Genomic DNA, 18,386 nt, shown 5'->3' with positions numbered 1-18,386 from the left:
TACTGTGGACGGGTGCGCACCGCTGAAGACCCCCGCCGCGAGCTGAGAGCCGACTGCTCCCGGTGCGTCGGACTCTGCTGCGTCGCCCTCGCCTTCGCGCGCTCCGCCGACTTCGCGTTCGACAAGCCCGCCGGCGACCCCTGCGTCAACCTCGACCACGACGACCTCTGCACCATCCACCCGAGGCTCCGCGAGAGCGGCTTCCGCGGCTGCACGGTCTTCGACTGCTTCGGAGCCGGCCAGCAGGTGACGCAGCACACCTTCGACGGGATGGGGTGGCGCGACGACGCCGACCGCCGTCGCGAGATGTTCGCCGTCTTCCCGCTCATGCGCCAGCTGCACGAGCTCCTCTGGTACCTCGAGGAGGCGCTCGCACTGCCCGCGGCAGCCGGGATCCATCCCGCGCTCCGCCGTGCGCGTGCGGAGGTGCTGGAGCTGACAGACGCGCCGAGCGCGGTCATCGTCGACTCCGACATCGACGACCTGCGCGCACCGGCCGCCGAGCTCCTCCGCGAGGCCGCTCGGCTCACCCGCGAGGCCGGACCCGTCAGCACCGGGCCCCTCGGTGCCGGCAGGAAGCGCACCGCGCGTTCGCGCATCCAGCCGGGCGCAGACCTCCTGGGCGCCGACCTCCGCGGTGCGGACCTCCGGGGGGCGGAACTCCGCGGCGCTCTCCTGATCGCCGCCGACCTCCGCGACGCCGACCTGTCCCGCGCCGAACTGATCGGAGCCGACCTCCGCGACGCGCGCCTCGACGGTGCCGACCTCCGCGAGGCGATCTATCTGACGCAGGTCCAGGTCAACGCCGCGACCGGCGACGGCCGCACCCTCCTGCCACCGACGCTCGACCGCCCCGGCCACTGGGCGTGACCGCATCGCGTCACAGAGTGCAAACGCTTCCACCCCACTCGCTATACTGCCGCTGTGCGCGGCCGACCGCGGGACACCGGCGGACGCAAACGCTTCCACCGCATCAGACACGACGCGAGACGCAGGAGGTGGGATGCCCGGGATCGACGATGTCGCGCGTCTCGCCGGCGTCTCCACGGCCACCGTCTCCCGCGCGCTGAGCGGCAACGGCCCGGTCTCCGACCGCACACGGGCGCGCGTCGTCCAGGCCGCGTCCGAGCTCGGGTACGTCGTCTCCTCCGACGCGTCGAGCCTCGCCTCCGGTCGCACGCGCAACATCGGCGCTGTCGTCCCGCACCTCAACCGCTGGTTCTTCACCTCCGTCATCGAGGGCGCCGGGCGCGTCCTGCTTGGACAGGGCTACGACCTCACGCTATACAACCTCAGCGGGGACGGCGGCGAGCGGCGTCGCGTCTTCGACCACCACCTCCTGCGCAACCGGGTGGATGCCGTCTTCACCGTCTCGCTGGAGCTCGCGGAGGAGGAGGTCGGCCGGCTCCTCGCGCTCGGAAAGCCCGTCGTCGGCGTGGGCGGCCCCCTTCCCGGGGTCAGCACCCTGACCATCGACGACCTGGCCGTCGCCCGCCTCGCGACCGATCACCTGATCTCCCTTGGGCACACCCGCATCGCCCACATCGGCGGCTCGCAGGAGTTCGACCTCGACTTCCACATCCCGACCAGCCGGCGCCTGGGATACGAGCAGGCTCTGCGGGATGCGGGTCTCCCCGTCGACGAGCAGCTGCACCGCGCCTCCGACTTCACCCTCCCCGGCGGTTACGACGCGGCGAAGCAGCTGCTCGGTTCGCCGCACGAGCGCCCGACGGCGATCTTCGCGGGCTCGGACGAGATGGCCATCGGCGCCATCCTCGCCGCACGCGACCTCGGACTCTCCGTGCCCCGCGACGTCTCCATCATCGGCATCGACGACCATCCTCTCGCCGACTTCTTCGGGCTGAGCACGGTCGCGCAGCATCCCGACCGGCAGGGCGAACAGGCCGCCGCCCTGCTGCTCGACGCCCTCCAGGCCGCGCGGGCCGCTCCGACTCGAGCACGCCCCGAACCCCTCAGCCACACCGCTCCGGCGGATCTGATCGTGCGGTCCAGCACCGCCGTCCACCCCTGACCATCGCAACCGACACGAACACGAGGTGACCACCATCGCCGCTCCGACCCCCCTCCCCCACACCGAGCTCACGCCGTCGGCCCCCGGCCGCGAATGGTGGCGCTCCGCCGTCATCTACCAGGTGTATCCGCGCTCCTTCGCCGACTCGGACGGCGACGGGATGGGCGACCTGCCCGGCATCACCCACCGCCTCCCCGCTCTCCGCGAGCTGGGTGTGGATGCCGTCTGGCTGTCTCCGTTCCAGAGCTCACCGCAGCGCGACGCCGGGTACGACGTCTCCGACTACTGCGACGTCGACGTCCGCTTCGGCACTCTCGCCGACTTCGACACGATGCTCGCGACCGCGCACGACCTCGGTCTGCGCGTGATCATCGACATCGTCCCGAATCACTCGTCGAGCGATCACCGCTGGTTCCAGGAGGCGCTCGCGGCCGGTCCGGGAAGCCCCGAGCGGGCGCGGTACATCTTCCGCGACGGCAAGGGCGAGGACGGCGAACTGCCGCCGAACAACTGGGAGTCGATCTTCGGCGGCGCTGCGTGGACGCGCATCACCGAGGCCGACGGTCGTCCCGGCCAGTGGTACCTGCACCTGTTCGACAAGTCGCAGCCGGACTTCGACTGGGAGAACCCGTGGGTCTGGGAGCAGTTCCGTGACATCCTGCGCTTCTGGCTGGACCGCGGTGTCGACGGCTTCCGGGTGGATGTCGCCCACGGCATGGTCAAGGAGGCCGGCCTCCCCGACTACACCCCGCCCGCGCACATGGGCAGCATGGGCGGAACTGCGTCGACGCAGGAGACCGGTGGCATCCCGCTGGAGCCGGAGATCGCGGCGCACGCCGACGGCGAGCCGCCGACGCCTCCCTACTTCGCTCAGGACGGCGTGCACGCCATCTACCGCGACTGGCACAAGGTCCTGGATGAGTACACCGGCGACCGTGTGCTGTGCGGCGAGGCCTGGGTGGAGCCGCTCGACAAGCTGGCCCGCTGGGTCCGGCCGGACGAGATGCAGCAGACCTTCAACTTCGCGTACCTGGAGACCCCGTGGAACGCGTCCGCTCTCCGCAGCGTGATTGACCGCTCGATCGCCGCGTTCAGCAGCGTCGGCGCCCCGAGCACCTGGGTGCTGTCGAACCACGACGTCGTCCGCCACGCCACGCGCCTCGCTCTGCACGGCGAGAACCTGCAGGGGCACGGCATCGGTCCGAAGACCACCGGGCTCCCGGACCCGGTCTTCGCTCTCCATCGGGCGCGGGCGGCGACGGCGCTCATGCTGGCCCTGCCCGGTTCCGCCTACCTCTACCAGGGCGAGGAGCTCGGGCTGCCCGAGGCGATCGACCTGCCGGACGACGCGCGCCAGGACCCGACGTGGTTCCGCACCAACGGCGAGCGGTACGGCCGTGACGGCTGCCGCGTCCCCATCCCGTGGGAAGGCGCCGAGGCGTCGTACGGTTTCGGGCCCACCGCCGCGAGCTGGCTGCCCCAGCCGGCGACCTGGGCGGCATACACCCGGTCGTCGCAGGCGGGCGTTCCGGGTTCGACGCTGACGATGTACCAGGACGCCCTGGAGGCCCGCCGACGCTACGACCTGGCGTTCGGCTCCCCCGAGTGGATCGATCTGGGCGGCGACACGCTCGCCTTCCGCTCCGGCGAGGTCACCGTGGTGGTCAACTTCGGGGAGGAGCCGGTGGAACTGCCCGAGGGCGAGGTCGTCCTGGCGAGCGGGGCGCTCGACGGAGGCACGCTTCCCCGCGACACGACCGCCTGGCTGGTCTGAGCCGCGCTCGGCGTCACTCCCAGTCGGCGTAGAAGCGCTCGACGCGGGGGTGCAGCTGCTCGAAGAGGTCCGGCGCGGCCGCCACCGTGAGGCGGCGGTCGGCCGGGCCTCCGCCGATTCCGGCGACGCGCGCTCCGGCCTCCTGGGCGATCAGGGCGCCGGCGGCGTGATCCCACGGGTTCAGTCCGCGCTCGTAGTACCCGTCGAGCCGACCGGCGGCGACGGAGCACAGGTCGAGCGACGCGGCGCCGATGCGGCGGATGTCGCGCACGTCGCCGATCAGCTCGGCGACGAATCCCGCCTGCCGGCGCCGCACCTCGGCGTCGTAGCCGAAGCCGGTGCCGATGAGGGCGAGCGGCAGCTCCACCCCTTCGGTGACGTGGATGGGCTCCCCGTTCAGCCGCGCCCCTCCGCCGGTGTACGCGGTGAAGACCTCGCCGGAGATAGGGTTCACCACGGCACCGGCGAGGGCCTTCCAGGTCGCGGGTTCCGGGTCTCCCTCGACGACGGCGATGCTGACGGCCCAGGCCGGGATGCCGTAGAAGTAGTTGACCGTCCCGTCGATCGGGTCGACCACCCACGTCAGTCCGCTCTGGCTGCTGCCGCCGCCGGACTCCTCCCCGAGGAACCCGTCGCGCGGGCGTGCGGCCGAGAGCGCGTCGCGGATCAGCTGCTCCGTCTCGCGGTCGGCTCGCGTGACGATGTCGCTGAGCGACGACTTGGACGCGGCGATCTCCACCCCGTCCTGACGGCGCTGCAGCGCGAAGGCGGCGGCGCGGCGGGCGACGGTGGCGGCGATCTCGAGCAGCTCGGCGTTGGAGGTCATGCCTCCAGCCTGTCAGACCTGTGTGGCATGCGTCTCATGACGAAAGCCCCCGGCCGGTGGCCGAGGGCTTTCGCGAAGCGTTCTGAACGCGGTGGCGAGTGAGGGATTCGAACCCCCGAAGTCGTAGACAGCTGATTTACAGTCAGATCCCTTTGGCCGCTTGGGTAACTCGCCATTGGCGCTTTCGACCACCAGTTCACTCGTGACCGAAGGCGCCACACAAGAATACTCGGCGGGCGGCTGCAGACGAAATCAGCGCCCGCTCAGCGGCCACACGGCCGGCGTCAGGCGGCGAGCGCGACGACGCCGGAGGTCTGCGCGGTGCCGCCGACCGCAGCGGACTGCAGCTCCAGAGTGGATGCGGGCTCGCGCTCGATCTCCCGCTCCGGCACCAGGGTAAGCACCTGCGCCCCCGCGAACTCGGCCGCGACGCGGGTCAGGAGCTCGCCCTCGCTGATCCCGAGCACGCGGCACAGCGCGGCGAGGATCTCGGACGACGCCTCTTTGCGGCCCCGCTCGATCTCGGAGAGGTACGGGACCGACACCCTGGAGGTCTCGGAGAGCTCGCGCAGCGTCGTCCCGCGCTCCGTCCTGATCCGGCGGAGCACCGATCCGATCGCATGCCGTACGAGCATGCCGCCAGCCTATGTCGGCTCGGCCGCATCCGCGCCCGTCGATTTCGGCGGTTCTGCTCTGGGCAGAATCACCGATAGACAGGTATCGGGCCCAGCCGCCCGCGCATCCACTCAGGAGGACCCGACCCATGATCGCAGCAGCAGCGACCGAAGACCATGTGCGACGCGCGATCCAGGTGTCTGTCGACGCCCGCGCCCACGGCAACCACCCGTTCGGCGCGATCCTCGTCGCTCCCGACGGCACGATCTCCCTCGAAGCGGAGAACACCGTGGTCACCGAGAACGACATCACCGGCCACGCGGAGACCAATCTGGTGCGGAAGGCGTGGGAGGCCATCCCGCACGCCGAGCTCCCCGGATACACCCTCGTCACCTCGTGCGAGCCGTGCGCCATGTGCAGCGGCGCGATCTACTGGGCCGGGATCGGCGCGGTGGTCTACGGCCTCTCCGAGCAGGGTCTGCGCACCCTCACGGGCGACCACCCCGAGAATCCGACGCTGGACCACCCGTGCCGCCTCATCTTCGCCGACGGGAGCCGCGAGGTCACCGTCCTCGGCCCGGTCCTCGAAGACGAAGCGGCCGATCCGCACCGCGGCTTCTGGCACGACTGAAGGCCGCGATCGCGACACCCCGACGGGCCTGCGGCCGATGTCGGTGGTCGGGCGCACAATCGGGGGCATGAGAACGTTGGAGATTTGCGAACGGTGCGACGGGACCGGGGCCGACCCCGCCCAGCGCAGTGAGGAGATCACCCTCTGCGTCGAGTGCAACGGTGACGGCTGCCACGTCACCTACTACGCCGAGCTCGCGCAGACGGCCTGATCCCGGCCGCGATCGATGGCATCGCCTCGATCGGGCGGCCCCGCCGACGCTGAGCGAGCACGGGACGCCGCGCTCCGCTTCTGCGATGCGGAGTACCCCGAGGCCACCACGGTTATCCTGGGCGGCAGCTCTTCAACCGGGAAACGGACGCCGACCAGCGACATCGACATCCTGCTGATCGCGCCACCATCGACCTTCGAGCGGCGAAACGGCAGCCCGACCTCCGAGGCCCGCGTCACGCACCACGACGGCGAGCGCTTCGATGTGTTCGCCTACACGGTCGAAGGATACCGCGAGTGGGCGGAACGCGACTTCGCCTCGCTGCGCCCGGTCCTGCCCGTCCTGCTGACCGAGGGCATCCCGTTGCGCACGGGCGACGAGTTCTCGGAACTGCGTCGCTGGTCGGCTGATCGCCTGGCGCCGGGTCCGCGGCCGACCGCGCATCAGCTGGCGCTCCGACGCTACGCGGTCACGGATCTGATCGACGACCTGACAGATGCGATGGACGAGTTGGTGTCGGCGGCCATCCGCGCCGATCTCCTCCGCGGCCTCGGAGAGCTCGCCCTGCTCAGTTCCGGCGCGTGGCTGGGTAGCGGCAAATGGCTTAGCCGTCGGCTTCGTGCATTCGACCCGGAGTCGGCCGATGCACTGGCCGCTTTCGCCCGCGAGCGGGACCATCGTGAGGCTGTCCGTGTCGCCGCCGCCCTGCTGGACCGCCTGGGCGGCCGCGTCGACGAGGACTTCGTGCGCTGAGACCCTGGATTCGCCGAAAGGCGGGTCAGCGTCAGGCGGCGGCCTTCGCCGTCGCCAGGTCGTCGAACAGTTCCGTGTTGAAGCGGAAGGCCAGCGACACCTCGCCGATGACGCGGTCGCGCTCCTCCTCGGTCCACTCGACCGCATCCAGCTGCGACCGATAGGTGTCCTTGAACAGCTTCGGCTTGGCGATGTCGGCGAACAGGTAGAACCCGACGCCGTTGGTCTCGAACCCGTACTGGCGCTGGAGCAGCGTGCGGATGATCTGGCCGCCGGACAGGTCGCCGAGGTATCGCGTGTAGTGGTGCGCGATGAAGCCGCCCGGCCAGGTGCGCCCGACCTCGCGGATGCGGGCCGTGTACCGCGCCGTCGAGGGCAGGGGCGCGATCCGCTCGCGCCAGTCGTCGCCGAGCAAGAAGGCGAGGTCGGCCTCGATCGCCGGCAGGCGCGTCAGCTTGGGGCTGATGAACAGGGCGGCGACCGGGTCTTCGCGCATCCACACGGCCGCCTCTTCGAGGGCCTCGTAGATGAAGTAGTGCTGCGAGAGAAGCTGGATGTAGTCGTCGCGGCAGCCCCGCCCGCTCATCAGGTCTTGCATGAACCCGGCGCCCTCGCTCTCCTGATGGACACCCCGCGTGCGTTCGCGGAGGGCTTCGGAGAAGGGGATCAGATCAGCCATCGGGTCTCCTGACTTAGGGGAGGCTTGCCTAAGCCTCTCCTACCCGCGCGACTCCCGTCAAGACGGCCTGCCGCTGCTCTGCCGACACACCGGGCGAGCGAAGTAGACCGAGGCAAGCAAGGATCAGCACGGCGCCCACGACCCATCCCGCCAGCGCCGACCCGGAGACCAGAATGAGCAGGACACCGCCGGCTCCCGCGGCCGCGGCGCACACCGCACGAACCGGCCTCGCGACGCGCCATCCCATCCCAGCGCCCGCGTCGGACCGCCGGGCCTCGAGCCGCCCGGCGACCGCCGCGACCCCGGCCACCGCCACCCCGGCGGCGGCCAGCCACAGCGGCCGCGTCAGCCACCACCCGGCCGACAGAGGCTGAGGCAGCGACTCGCCGCCCACCACGAGCAGCACACCCGCCAGCAGGACCAGAACGAGCATGTGCCACGAGTACACGGTCATGGCGCGCCGGTTCATGGCGGCCACGTACCGGCCGAGGATGCGACCCTCCGCGAGACGCGCGAGCCGGGTGCGAAGGAGGGAGAAGACGGCGAGCTGACCGACGCCGAGGAGCACGAGGGCTCCGGTCGGCGGATTGAGATTAAGGTAGAGGTCGGGAGAGTAGACGCCGGCGGCGCACAACACGGCCAGAGTCCCGAACGCGGCGACGGCCATCCACCTCGCACGACGCGCTGACCATCCGTCCCGGGGAAGCGTTGCGAGAACGAAGCCCAGCTGCTGGACGAGCAACCACACGAAGAGCAGGTTGATCAGGCCCACGGCGGCCACGCCCGTGGATGCGCGGACCACGTCCACGGCGAGCACCGCTGCCCCCAGACCCGCGAGCGCAAGCAGGGGACGACGCCGATGCAGGGCGGCCAGCAGAGGCAGCGCCGCCGTGCACACGACGTAGACGCCGAGGAACCACAGCGGCTGGCTGAGCCGGAAACCCGCGGTCGCCACGATGTCCTCCGGCACGCCGGCCAACTGCAACAGGGCCAGCACCACCACGATCGCGAGTACCGCCGCGACCGCCGGCACGAACAGGCGCCGCAGGCGACCGGCGAGCTGCGCGCCGTACCCGTCACCGCGCACGCGTGCGCGCTCCCACTGCAGGAACCCGGAGAACCCGCCGAGCACAAAGAAGAGCGGCATCACCTGGCCGAACCAGGTCAGGATGCCGAACCCGCCCCAGTGCTCCATCGCGTTCTGGAGCAGCGGCCCGTCCGCCGTAACGGAGACGCCGACCATCAGAGCGTGAAGGGCGACGACGACGGTGAGGCACCAGGCGCGGGCCACATCCACTGCGGCGTCGCGCCGAGAGGACGGAGCGCGGTCGGGATGCGGACCCGTAGCGGTTCTCGCCCGAGTCGGCGGGGAGTCGGGCGCGAGCGTGGCGGCTGCGAGAGACATCGGACGTTCCTTCCGTCCGGTCGGGGTGACCGGTCGGTACGAGCGTCTCGATGCGGTGTCGGCCGCCGCGTCCCTCCACAGAGCCAACCCCGGGCACTACCGCGGTAGGGGTGGCGTCAGCGGCCCAGCGCTGCCAGCGCTGTCGCCCCTGTATGTGGCGTTACGGCGCCGGTTCGACGAGCCCGGCATCGAAGGCCAGGATCACGGCCTGCACCCGGTCGCGTAGGCCCAGCTTGGTGAAGATGCGGCTCACGTGCGTCTTCACGGTCTGCTCCGCGATGAAGAGCTGCGCCGCGATCTCGGCGTTCGACATCCCCCGCCCGATGAGCACGAGGATCTCGCGCTCGCGCTCGGTCAGGTCGGCGAGCAGGAGAGCGCGGCTGGAGGTGGCGGGCCGCTGGGTCGCGAACCGCTCCAGCAGTCGTTTGGTCACGCGCGGAGCGAGCAGCGCCTCCCCGGCCGCGACGACACGGACGGCGTGGACGAGGTCGTCCGGCGGCGCGTCCTTGAGCAGGAACCCGCTCGCACCGGCGGCGAGCGCGTCGTAGACGTACTCGTCCGCGTCGAACGTGGTCAGCACGAGAACGAGCGGTCGATGCGGCTCACCGCGCGACGGATGGACGAGCTCGCGCGTCGCGTCGATGCCGTTCATGCCGGGCATTCGCACGTCCATGAGCACGACGTCCGGTCGCAGGCGGCGCGCCAGTTCGACACCCTCAGCGCCGTCCGACGCCTGGCCGAGCACGTCGATCCCGTCCTGGGCCGCGAGGATGGCGGCGAAGCCGGCGCGGACCATCGCCTGGTCGTCGACCACGAGCACGGAGATCGTCACGGCGTTCCATTCTTCCCGGCGAGCGGGAGGACCGCACGCACGAGGTACCCGCCGTCGGGTTGGGCGGCGGCGGTCAGCGTGCCGCCGAGCAGCTCCGCCCGCTCCCGCATCCCGCGGATGCCGTGCCCTCCGCCGTCGGGAGCAGGCGGTGAGGCGGGGCGACCGGGGGCCGGGGCATTGCGGACCTCGATCGCGAGCGAGTTGTCCACCCGGTCCAGGCGGACCACGGTGGCGGCGTCGGTCGCGTGCCGCGCGACGTTGCTGAGCGACTCCTGCACGATCCGGTAGGCGGCGAGAGAGGTGATGGCGTCCATGCCGCCGGTGTCGACGTCGGTGCCGACGAGCTCCACCCGTCCGCGCCGCGCCGCGTCGGCGACCAGCGCCGGGATGTCCGTCACGCCAGGCTGCGGCGCCGTTTCCACCCCGGCGTCGTCGCTGCGGAGCACCCCGAGCAGTCGCCGCATCTCCCCCATCGCGGTGCGCGCGGTGGCGGCGAGGTCGTCGAACTCGGCGACCGCTTCGTCCGGAAGCGACGGGATGCGGTACTTCGCGCTCGACGCCTGCACCTGGATCGCCGACATCCCGTGCGCCACGATGTCGTGCAGTTCGCGCGCGATGCGGGTCCGCTCCTCCGCGACCTCACGCCGTGCGAGCTCCCCCGCGGAGGTCTGCCGTTCGCGCACCAACTGGCGGCGAACATCCTGCCAGCGCGAAACGAGCAACGCCCCGAGGAGCACAGCTCCGCTGACGGACGCGAACACGATCAGGTCGGCGGTCGCGGCGCCGTCGACTTCGCTCGCCGTGCCGGCAGCAGCGCCGCCCACCACTCCGATGGTCACCGCTCCCGCGACCGCGACGGCCCACGCCACCAGTCCGGGACGCCAGGCGCCCCGCACGACGACGAGGGCGATCGTGGCCGAGAACGCGACGATGGATGGGGCCGACACCGGCCACGGAGCGGACGCCGTCGTGGGTGAGACGACGGCGAAGCCCAGCAGCGAGGCCGCGGCGGCAGCGGCCGCGACGCGCGGCCAGAGCAATGCGCCGACGATGGACGCCCCCTGGAGGAGCGCTAGAAGCAGGGCGAGAGCGACGGGCACGCGGTAGACGGCCGGTCCGATGGAGGCGGCGACCGCGACGATGGCGACGGACGCTGCGGACGCTGCGATCCACAGCACGAGGAGCCACCGGTCGACCCGGGCGGTGGTGGGGAGGCTGTTCGCAGTCATCGGCGTCCTCCCTCCAGCGCGGCGCGTCGCGCTCCGGTCTGCGCAGGTCGGGATGCGACGGCGGCAGGCGACTCGACGCCCGCCCGCGACGCGCGCCGGCGAGCGGAACGCCGTAGGAGCGCATCCACCACGACCCCCGTGCCGACCCCGAGTGCGATGCCGACGACCATCGCGAGGAACGCGTTGCCGTGCAGCCACTGGGCCGCGACCACCCCCACTGTAACGGAGTAGAGCGCCCACGAGACGCCCGCGATGACCGACAGCCCGACGAACCGGCGCCACGCCAGACCGGACGCCCCGGCCACCAGATTCACGGCCACCCGACCGACCGGAACGTATCGCGCCGACAGCACCAGGACCCCGGCGCGGGCGTGGATGCCGCGCCGTGCGCGCTCGACGGCGGCGGCCATGCGTGGCCTCCGCAGCACCCGGAACCGGTCGAGCCCCAACGTCCTCCCGAGCGCGAAGGTGAGGTTGTCGCCCACGATCGCCCCCGCGGCGGCGCATGCCAGCACCAGGGGCAGGTTCGGGACGCCGACGGCGACCGCCGCAGCAGAGGCGCCGATCACGACAGACTCGCTCGGAACGGGCGGGAAGAAGGCGTCCACCAGCACGACCGCGAAGACGACGAGATAGACCCACGGAGATGCGGCCGCTGCCGCGATGAAGTCGTTGATGGCGTCCATGGTCCCGACGATAGGAATCGGAGCGCCCTCCGCGCGTCCCCCGGGAGTACCGGTCCGACCCCTACCGCGGAGGGACTTGTCCCGCCTCGTAGACTGGGAGCAGCTCACTACGGGAAGGACGGACACCATGGCAGACTCCTCGTTCGACGTCGTCAGCAAGGTCGACAAGATGGAGGCGGACAACGCCGTCAACCAGGCCCGCAAAGAGGTGGATCAGCGCTACGACTTCAAGAACGTCGGCGCATCCGTCGAGTGGAGCGGCGAGAAGGTCCTCCTGAAGGCGAACACCGAAGAACGCGTGAAGGCCGTGCTCGAGGTCCTCGAGTCGAAGTTCGTCAAGCGGGGCATCACCCTCAAGTCGCTCGACACCGGCGCGCCGTACGCGTCCGGCAAGGAGTTCCGCATCGAGGTCGGACTCAAGAACGGCATCGAGCAGGATGCGGCCAAGAAGATCAACAAGCTGATCCGCGATGAGGCGCCCAAGAGCGTGAAGTCGCAGATCCAGGGCGACGAGCTGCGGGTCAGCTCCAAGAGCCGCGACGATCTGCAGGCCACCATGGCGCTGCTCAAGAACGCGGACCTCGACGTCGCCCTGCAGTTCGTCAACCTGCGCTGAGGTACCCGCGCATCCACTGCGTGATGGATGCGTACGCCGCCCGGCGCACCGGCGGTCGCGACAGGAACACGTCGTGGAGGGCGTCCTCCAGCCACGACACGGTGACGGTCGGCCCGAGTTGCAGCGCGCGCTGAGCGATGTCGCGGACGACGAGCACCACGTCCGAGGTCAGCATGTCCGGCGTCCAGTGCGGCAGCAGCGTCGAGCGCTCGGACAGCAACGTGAGCACGGGCGCGTCGATGTGCAGGCCCGCAGCGACACGCGCGTGCCCGGCCAGCACGGCCACCAGCCAGGCGGGGTGGACCGGGAAGCCGCGGATCGGGCGCCAGGCCAGGTCGTAGTCCCACTCGCCGTCCATGGTGCGTGACACCGTCCGGCTGTAGAAGCCCAGGTCGACGTTGGGCATCGCCGCTTTCGGGTCGATGCGCGCGTGCAGGTCGATGAGCGGCGTCAACGCGGCGCGACCCGCCGACCGGGCTTGGAACTCGAGCCAAGGGCTGTTCAGGATGAGCGCATCCGCTCGGCCGGGGTGGCGGTCGGCCCACAGGCTGAGGGTGAGACCGCCGGTCGAGTGGCCCAGCAGGATGAGGCGGCGCGACCGCGGGCGGTGTGCCCCCTCCGGGTCCTGCGGCTCACCGTGGCCGATCGCGTCCAGCGCTGCCGCGATGTCCTCGTCGTAGACGGCCAGGTCGTCCACGAACCCCGGAGTCTGCCCCTGGCGGAGACTGCGGCCGTACTTGCGCAGATCGAGCGCGTGGAACCGAGCGCCCTGGTCGTGCCAGAACTCGGCGAGCTCGGTCTGGAAGAAGTAGTCCGACCAGCCGTGCACGTACAGGACGTCGGTGTCGGCGGCGGGCCGACGGTGCAGGTGGAGGCGCGGCGGCGGCGAATATCGCACGAGCGTGGCGACGACGTCGCCCTCCGCGTCCGGTCGCAGCGGAAGCGTCAGCTGCTCGAACGGCTCCCCGAGGATGTCGGGGACCCACTCGCGCGCGTTCGCCATGCCGCCGGGGCGCCTACTCGGCGGCCTGCCCGCTCGCCGGCCCGCTGCCGACCGGCTCCCCGTTGGAGGCCCGCACCATCTCGTCGCGCGGGACGACCTTCACCCGGACCCGGCCGCGCTCGGCGCCGAGAGACTGCTCGTACGCGTCGAGGTTGTGCCAGCCGTCGAGCGTCGTGTACTCCACACCTCGCTCGTGGAGGAGGTTTTCCACAGATTGCTCGTCAGGGTCGGACGGCGACCACCAGTTCCCCTGATCGTTGATGACATGTTTGATCGTCTCCATGGCATCCGATTTGGTGTGACCGATGAGCCCGACGGGCCCGCGCTTGATCCACCCGGTCGCGTAGACCCCGTACATGCGCTCGTTGTCGCCCTTGCGCAGCACCTGGCCCTCGTGGTTCGGGATGACGCCGTGCTTGCGGTCGAACGGGATGCCGGGCAGCGGCGAGCCGAAGTAGCCGACGGCCCGGTAGATCGCATCGATCTCGAGCTCGCGGATCTCGCCCGTACCGCGCACGCCCCCCTCGCCGTCGGGCTCGGTCCGCTCCCAGCGGAAGGCCCGCACCTGGCCGTTCTCGTCGCCCACCACCTCGAGCGGCTTCGCGTAGAAGTGCAGGTGGAGCCGTCGCGATGCGTTGCCGACCTCGCGCTGCCGCCACTGCTGCAGCACGCGGTCGATGACCATCACCTGCTTGTTGCTCGCGATCGCCGCCTTCGACTGCTCGTCGTAGTCGAAGTCCTCGTCGTAGAGGATCATGTCCACATCGCGCAGCTCGCCGAGCTCGCGCAGCTCCAGTGGAGTGAACTTCACCTGCGCGGGGCCACGACGGCCGAAGACGTGAACGTCGGTGACGGGCGAGTTCTTGAGCCCCTCGTAGACGTTGTCCGGGATCTCGGTCGGCAGCAGGTCGTCGGCGTGCTTGGCGAGCATGCGGGAGATGTCGAGTGCGACGTTGCCGTTGCCGATGACGGCGACCGACTTAGCGTCGAGCGGCCACGTGCGCGGGACGTCGGGGTGTCCGTCGAACCAGCTGACGAAGTCGGCCGCTCCATACGAACCCCGAAGCTCGATGCCCGGGATCTCGAGGTCGGCATCGCGCACGGCGCCGGTGGCGAAGATGACGGCGTTGTAATGGCGCTTGAGGTCGTCGAGCGTGATGTCGCGGCCGTACTGGACATTGCCGAAGATCCGGATGTCACCGCTGTCGAGCACCTCGCGCAGTGCGGTGATGATGCCCTTGATGCGCGGGTGGTCGGGGGCCACGCCGTAGCGGACGAGGCCGTACGGGGCGGGAAGCTGCTCGAACAGGTCGATCGACACGTCGAAGCCCCGCTCCGCTTTCAGCAGGATGTCGGCGGCGTAGATGCCCGCCGGTCCGGCGCCGACGATGGCCAGTCGCAGTTTGGTCATTCGTTGATTCCTTCTGGGGTTGCTGGTCGCTCAGCTGGAGCGTTCGACGATCGTGTCCGCGAACCGGATCAGAGCCTTCTTCACCGGGCCGTCCGGAAGGGGCTCGAGGGCCTCGACCGCCTCGCGCGCCCAGCGGTGCGCCTCCTCCAGCGTCTGGCGGGTCACGTCGTGCTCACGGAGCGCGGCGATCGCCTCCATCGCGGCGGGCGTGACTTCGCCGTCCTCGGCGGAGCCGATGACGTCGCGCTCCAGGCGCTCGAGCAGGGCTGCGGCCTCCGGGTCGGTGGAGGCGCGCTCGCGGAGGCGCAGGACGGGGAGGGTCGCGACGCCGGCACGCAGATCGTTGCCGGGGGTCTTGCCGGTCTCGGCCACCCCCTCCGACGACAGGTCGATGACGTCGTCGATGAGCTGGAAGGCCACGCCGATCTTCTCGCCGAACACCACGACGGGCTGCTCGTACTCCTTCGGAGCGTTCGAGAACAGCACGCCCATCTGGGCGGCGACCGCGATCAGGGAGCCGGTCTTGTCCTCGAGCACCCCGATGTAGTGCTCGATCGGGTCCTCGCCCTCCTGGGGTCCGATGGTCTCGTGCAGCTGGCCGAGACACAGCCGCTCGAACGTGTCGGCCTGCAGCTGGATGGCGCGCTCACCGAGCGCGGAGACCAGCTTGCTGGCGCGGGCGAACAGCAGGTCGCCGGTCAGCACGGCGACGGAGTTGCCCCAGACGAACTGCGCGCTGGGCACGCCGCGGCGCATCTGGGAGTCGTCCATGACGTCGTCGTGGTACAGCGAGGCGAGGTGGGTGATCTCGACGGCCTCGGCCGCCTGGATGACGTCGGCGTTCGTGCCGTCGCCGAGCTGGGCGGCCAGCAGGGTCAGCATGGGACGGACCCGCTTGCCGCCGGCCTCGAGGAGGTACCGGGCGGTCACGTCGGCGAGGTTGTCCGCGAAGTGCATCTCGCGGTGGAGGCTCTCCTCGACCTGCGCGAGACCGGCGTCGACGGCGTTCGCGAGCTGGCGGTCGTCACCGCGGAGGAAGATCCGCTCGGTGAAGCCGAGCTGGCTGGTCAGCGACGGGCGCCGCACAGCCGGGACACTTCGTGGCACTACTCCCCCTCGGACGGGATGGTGGACGCAGACTCTTCGGAGCCGGCGGTTCCGGCGGATGCCGGACGCGACTCGGAGCCGGCGGAGGTCGAGCGCTTCGGCTTGGGTGCCGCGGGCTTCGGTGTCGTGGGCTTGGCGGCGGCAGACTTCGGAGCGGCGGGCTTCCCAGCAGCGGGCTTCGCAGAAGCGGGCTTCGCAGAAGCGGGCTTCGCAGCAGCAGGCTTCGCAGCAGCAGGCTTCGCAGCAGCGGGCTTCGCCTTCGTCGGAGCGGCCTTCGGCTTCGGAGCGGCCTTGGGCTTCGTCGCGGCAGCCGGCTTCTCGGCCGGCGCCTCGGGCTGCGGATCCACGGCGGGCGTGGCGGCGACCGGCTCCACCGGCGCTGCCTGGCGCTCGGGCTTGAAACCGCGGTGCACGGCGACGATGCCGGCCGTCAGATTGCGGTACGCGACACGCTCGAAACCGGCCTCGCGCATCCACCCGGCGAGCGCGCGCTGGTCCGGCCACGCCTGGATGGACTCCATGAGGTACTCGTAGGCCGCCGGGTTGGAGCTGGCGACGCGCGCCAGCACGGGCATCCCGAACTTGAGATACGCGGAGTATCCGGCGCGGACGGGAGCGAGCGGCGGCTGGGAGAACTCGCACACCACCACGCGGCCCCCGGGCTTGACCACACGGAAGAACTCGGCGAGCGCCTTCTTCGGGTCGACGATGTTGCGCAGACCGAATGAGATCGTCACCGCGTCGAACGTGTCGTCGTCGAACGGGAGGTCCATGGCGTCGGCCTGGACGAAACGGATGAAGGGGTTTCCGGCCTGGCGCTGCCGGCCGACGTCGATCATCCCGGCCGAGAAGTCGGCGGCGACGACGGACGCCCCGTTGCGGGCGAGGGAGGCGCTCGACGTGCCCGTCCCGGCCGCGACGTCGAGGATCGTCTCGCCGGCGCGCGGCGCGACCGCACGCGTCGTCGCGACGCGCCACAGGGCCGCATTGCCGACCGACAGGACGTTGTTGGTCCGGTCGTAGCGCGTCGACACCTGGTCGAACATGGCGGCGACCTGGGCGGGCTGCTTGCTGAGGTCGGCCTTACTCACCCCACCAGCTTAGGCTGCGGCGTCAACGGGTGCATGCCGACGACAGGATGCACGCCGAACGGTCAGCCAGGCGAGGCGCTCCGGCACGACGGCTTCCGACCATCAGAACCGCTGCCCCAGCGCCTTCGCCCTCAGAGCGTCGAACTCGCCGCGCGAGATGACACCCTGGTCGAGAAGCGCCTGCGCCTGCTGGATGTCGGCCGCCGGTGTCGCCGACGCCGTCGGCTTCGACCCCCAGTCGTCGTCCTCCGGCACCTGGGCACGGCGGGCCATGCTCCGCTCCGCCATCCCCCGTCCGCGGGCGATCAGATACACGAGCACCGAGATCAGCGGGACGAAGATGAAGAAGATCACCCACAGGGCCTTCCACCATCCATTCAGCCCGCTGTCGCGGAACAGGTCGACCAGCACGGTGAACAGGATCATCACGAAAGCCACGAACGCGAAGATCCAGAAGACGTACAAGAACGCATTCCAGAAGGTGCCCATCTCAGTCCCCTCTCATCGCGCACACCGTAATGCTGCGTGCCGACCCACGGCTAGACCACATCTGAACGGGCGGGACTACCATGGCGATCCCAGAGATCGCGGAGCGGACGGCCGCCCCACGGGTGAGGAGCGACGGTGTCCCACGACACGTTTTGGACGACGGATCCCTCCGAGCTGCTCCGGGTGCGACCCGGCTTCCGCCTCGCCGACCAGCCCACCGACGGCGCCCCCGGCTTCGAGGGCGGCAAGGACGAGGGGAAGGATGCCCTCTCAGCGGGGAAGGACGTCCTCGCCGAGCTCCAGGAGAAGCTGTTCGCGTGCGGCAGGGAGGGCGCCCCGCGATCCGTCCTCCTCGTGCTCCAGGCGATGGACACCGCAGGCAAGGGCGGCATCGTCTCGCACGTCATCGGCGCGATGAACCCCGGCGGCGTCCACTACGCGGGCTTCGGCAAGCCGACCCCGGAGGAGCTCTCGCACGACTTCCTGTGGCGGGTCTGGCGGGAGGTCCCCGCCGCGGGCCAGGTCGGGGTCTTCGACCGCTCCCACTACGAGGACGTGCTGATCGGCCGTGTGCGCCAGCTCGCGCCGCCGGAGGAGCTGGAGCGCCGCTACGGCGCGATCACCGGATTCGAGCACGAGCTGGCGGAGTCCGGCACCACCATCGTCAAGGTGATGCTGCACCTCGGGAAGGCCGAGCAGAAGAAGCGCCTGGCCGCCCGGCTCGAGAACCGCGCCAAGCTCTGGAAGTTCAACCCCGCCGACGTCGACGAGCGCCTCCGCTGGGACGACTACCAGGAGGCGTACCAGATCGCCCTGGAGCGCACGAGCACGGCGGAGGCGCCGTGGTTCGTCGTCCCCGCCGACCACAAGTGGTACGCGCGGGTCGCCGTGCAGCAGCTGCTGATCCGCGCGCTCGAGGGGCTGGACCTGGAGTGGCCGATGCCCGACTACGACGTCGAGGAGCAGAAGCGCCGCCTGGCCGACTCCTGATCGCGG

The 18,386-nt window shown here is 70.7% G+C and carries 20 protein-coding genes and 1 tRNA gene; 8 read left to right on the top strand and 13 right to left on the bottom strand.

The window, feature by feature from the left end:
• The first annotated feature begins 12 nt into the window (after positions 1-12).
• The 3 genes from ABIC47_RS11925 (at position 13) to ABIC47_RS11915 (ending at position 3,806) form a co-directional block, all read left to right on the top strand.
• Complete coding sequence (locus ABIC47_RS11925; RefSeq protein ID WP_354480623.1) at positions 13-870, top strand: pentapeptide repeat-containing protein; 858 nt, start codon at positions 13-15, stop codon at positions 868-870.
• A 133-nt stretch (positions 871-1,003) separates the two neighbouring features.
• The gene (locus tag ABIC47_RS11920; protein WP_354480621.1) at positions 1,004-2,032 is read left to right on the top strand and encodes a LacI family DNA-binding transcriptional regulator; all 1,029 of its coding nucleotides are present in this window, start codon (positions 1,004-1,006) and stop codon (positions 2,030-2,032) included.
• Positions 2,033-2,057: 25 nt separating this feature from the next.
• Positions 2,058-3,806 carry a glycoside hydrolase family 13 protein gene (locus ABIC47_RS11915; RefSeq protein ID WP_354480619.1) on the top strand — a complete coding sequence of 583 codons (1,749 nt, stop codon included), beginning with the start codon at positions 2,058-2,060 and terminating at the stop codon, positions 3,804-3,806.
• Positions 3,807-3,819: 13 nt separating this feature from the next.
• Here the strand turns inward: ABIC47_RS11915 and ABIC47_RS11910 are convergent, their stop codons facing one another.
• From ABIC47_RS11910 to ABIC47_RS11900, 3 genes are all read right to left on the bottom strand, one after another.
• Positions 3,820-4,632, bottom strand: a complete 813-nt coding sequence (locus tag ABIC47_RS11910; protein ID WP_018189436.1) for an inositol monophosphatase family protein — start codon at positions 4,630-4,632, stop codon at positions 3,820-3,822.
• Positions 4,633-4,724: 92 nt separating this feature from the next.
• Positions 4,725-4,806, bottom strand: a tRNA-Tyr gene (locus ABIC47_RS11905).
• 110 nt (positions 4,807-4,916) lie between these two features.
• Positions 4,917-5,267, bottom strand: a complete 351-nt coding sequence (locus ABIC47_RS11900) for a helix-turn-helix domain-containing protein (protein ID WP_018189435.1) — start codon at positions 5,265-5,267, stop codon at positions 4,917-4,919.
• Positions 5,268-5,395: 128 nt separating this feature from the next.
• On the opposite strand from ABIC47_RS11900, the gene ABIC47_RS11895 reads away from it, so the two are divergent.
• From ABIC47_RS11895 to ABIC47_RS11885, 3 genes are all read left to right on the top strand, one after another.
• Positions 5,396-5,878 carry a nucleoside deaminase gene (locus ABIC47_RS11895; RefSeq protein WP_354480617.1) on the top strand — a complete coding sequence of 161 codons (483 nt, stop codon included), beginning with the start codon at positions 5,396-5,398 and terminating at the stop codon, positions 5,876-5,878.
• A gap of 67 nt (positions 5,879-5,945) precedes the next feature.
• Positions 5,946-6,089 carry a hypothetical protein gene (locus tag ABIC47_RS11890; RefSeq protein ID WP_166645306.1) on the top strand — a complete coding sequence of 48 codons (144 nt, stop codon included), beginning with the start codon at positions 5,946-5,948 and terminating at the stop codon, positions 6,087-6,089.
• 15 nt (positions 6,090-6,104) lie between these two features.
• Positions 6,105-6,842, top strand: a complete 738-nt coding sequence (locus ABIC47_RS11885) for a nucleotidyltransferase domain-containing protein (protein ID WP_354480614.1) — start codon at positions 6,105-6,107, stop codon at positions 6,840-6,842.
• Between the two features lie 31 nt (positions 6,843-6,873).
• Here the strand turns inward: ABIC47_RS11885 and ABIC47_RS11880 are convergent, their stop codons facing one another.
• The 5 genes from ABIC47_RS11880 to ABIC47_RS11860 all read right to left on the bottom strand — a co-directional run bounded on the left by ABIC47_RS11880 (position 6,874) and on the right by ABIC47_RS11860 (position 11,673).
• Positions 6,874-7,521, bottom strand: a complete 648-nt coding sequence (locus tag ABIC47_RS11880; RefSeq protein WP_018189432.1) for a biliverdin-producing heme oxygenase — start codon at positions 7,519-7,521, stop codon at positions 6,874-6,876.
• Between the two features lie 28 nt (positions 7,522-7,549).
• Positions 7,550-8,926, bottom strand: a complete 1,377-nt coding sequence (locus tag ABIC47_RS11875; RefSeq protein ID WP_354480612.1) for an acyltransferase family protein — start codon at positions 8,924-8,926, stop codon at positions 7,550-7,552.
• Between the two features lie 160 nt (positions 8,927-9,086).
• On the bottom strand, positions 9,087-9,758 hold the full coding sequence (locus ABIC47_RS11870) for a response regulator (protein WP_020075885.1): 672 nt from the start codon (positions 9,756-9,758) through the stop codon (positions 9,087-9,089).
• A complete protein-coding gene (locus ABIC47_RS11865; RefSeq protein WP_354480610.1) occupies positions 9,755-10,987 on the bottom strand; it encodes a sensor histidine kinase in 1,233 nt (410 codons plus the stop codon). Before ABIC47_RS11865 ends, ABIC47_RS11870 begins: the two co-directional genes overlap by 4 nt.
• Positions 10,984-11,673 carry a DedA family protein gene (locus ABIC47_RS11860; RefSeq protein ID WP_020075887.1) on the bottom strand — a complete coding sequence of 230 codons (690 nt, stop codon included), beginning with the start codon at positions 11,671-11,673 and terminating at the stop codon, positions 10,984-10,986. The genes ABIC47_RS11865 and ABIC47_RS11860 overlap by 4 nt, the downstream gene beginning before the upstream one ends.
• Positions 11,674-11,800: 127 nt before the next feature.
• Between ABIC47_RS11860 and ABIC47_RS11855 the strand changes: the two genes are divergently transcribed.
• Complete coding sequence (locus ABIC47_RS11855) at positions 11,801-12,289, top strand: YajQ family cyclic di-GMP-binding protein (RefSeq protein WP_018189427.1); 489 nt, start codon at positions 11,801-11,803, stop codon at positions 12,287-12,289.
• On the opposite strand, the gene ABIC47_RS11850 is transcribed toward ABIC47_RS11855, so the two are convergent.
• The 5 genes from ABIC47_RS11850 to ABIC47_RS11830 form a co-directional block, all read right to left on the bottom strand.
• Positions 12,276-13,292: an alpha/beta hydrolase gene (locus ABIC47_RS11850; RefSeq protein ID WP_354480607.1), complete on the bottom strand. Its 1,017-nt coding sequence runs from the start codon at positions 13,290-13,292 to the stop codon at positions 12,276-12,278. The two genes, ABIC47_RS11855 and ABIC47_RS11850, sit on opposite strands and share 14 nt — an antisense overlap.
• A 13-nt stretch (positions 13,293-13,305) precedes the next feature.
• The gene (locus tag ABIC47_RS11845; protein ID WP_089880141.1) at positions 13,306-14,703 is read right to left on the bottom strand and encodes an FAD-dependent oxidoreductase; all 1,398 of its coding nucleotides are present in this window, start codon (positions 14,701-14,703) and stop codon (positions 13,306-13,308) included.
• A 30-nt stretch (positions 14,704-14,733) separates the two neighbouring features.
• Positions 14,734-15,789 (bottom strand): polyprenyl synthetase family protein, encoded by a 1,056-nt coding sequence (locus ABIC47_RS11840; protein WP_354480877.1) that lies wholly within the window; start codon positions 15,787-15,789, stop codon positions 14,734-14,736.
• A gap of 20 nt (positions 15,790-15,809) precedes the next feature.
• The gene (ubiE, locus tag ABIC47_RS11835; protein ID WP_354480606.1) at positions 15,810-16,901 is read right to left on the bottom strand and encodes a bifunctional demethylmenaquinone methyltransferase/2-methoxy-6-polyprenyl-1,4-benzoquinol methylase UbiE; all 1,092 of its coding nucleotides are present in this window, start codon (positions 16,899-16,901) and stop codon (positions 15,810-15,812) included.
• A 102-nt stretch (positions 16,902-17,003) separates the two neighbouring features.
• Positions 17,004-17,390 carry a hypothetical protein gene (locus tag ABIC47_RS11830; RefSeq protein WP_018189422.1) on the bottom strand — a complete coding sequence of 129 codons (387 nt, stop codon included), beginning with the start codon at positions 17,388-17,390 and terminating at the stop codon, positions 17,004-17,006.
• Positions 17,391-17,525: 135 nt separating this feature from the next.
• On the opposite strand from ABIC47_RS11830, the gene ABIC47_RS11825 reads away from it, so the two are divergent.
• Positions 17,526-18,380, top strand: a complete 855-nt coding sequence (locus ABIC47_RS11825; protein ID WP_354480604.1) for a polyphosphate kinase 2 family protein — start codon at positions 17,526-17,528, stop codon at positions 18,378-18,380.
• The last annotated feature ends 6 nt before the right edge of the window (positions 18,381-18,386 follow it).

It is taken from the genome of Leifsonia sp. 563, assembly GCF_040545055.1.
Taxonomy (GTDB): Bacteria; Actinomycetota; Actinomycetes; order Actinomycetales; family Microbacteriaceae; genus Leifsonia.
This window is presented reverse-complemented; position numbering and strand designations above follow the sequence as displayed.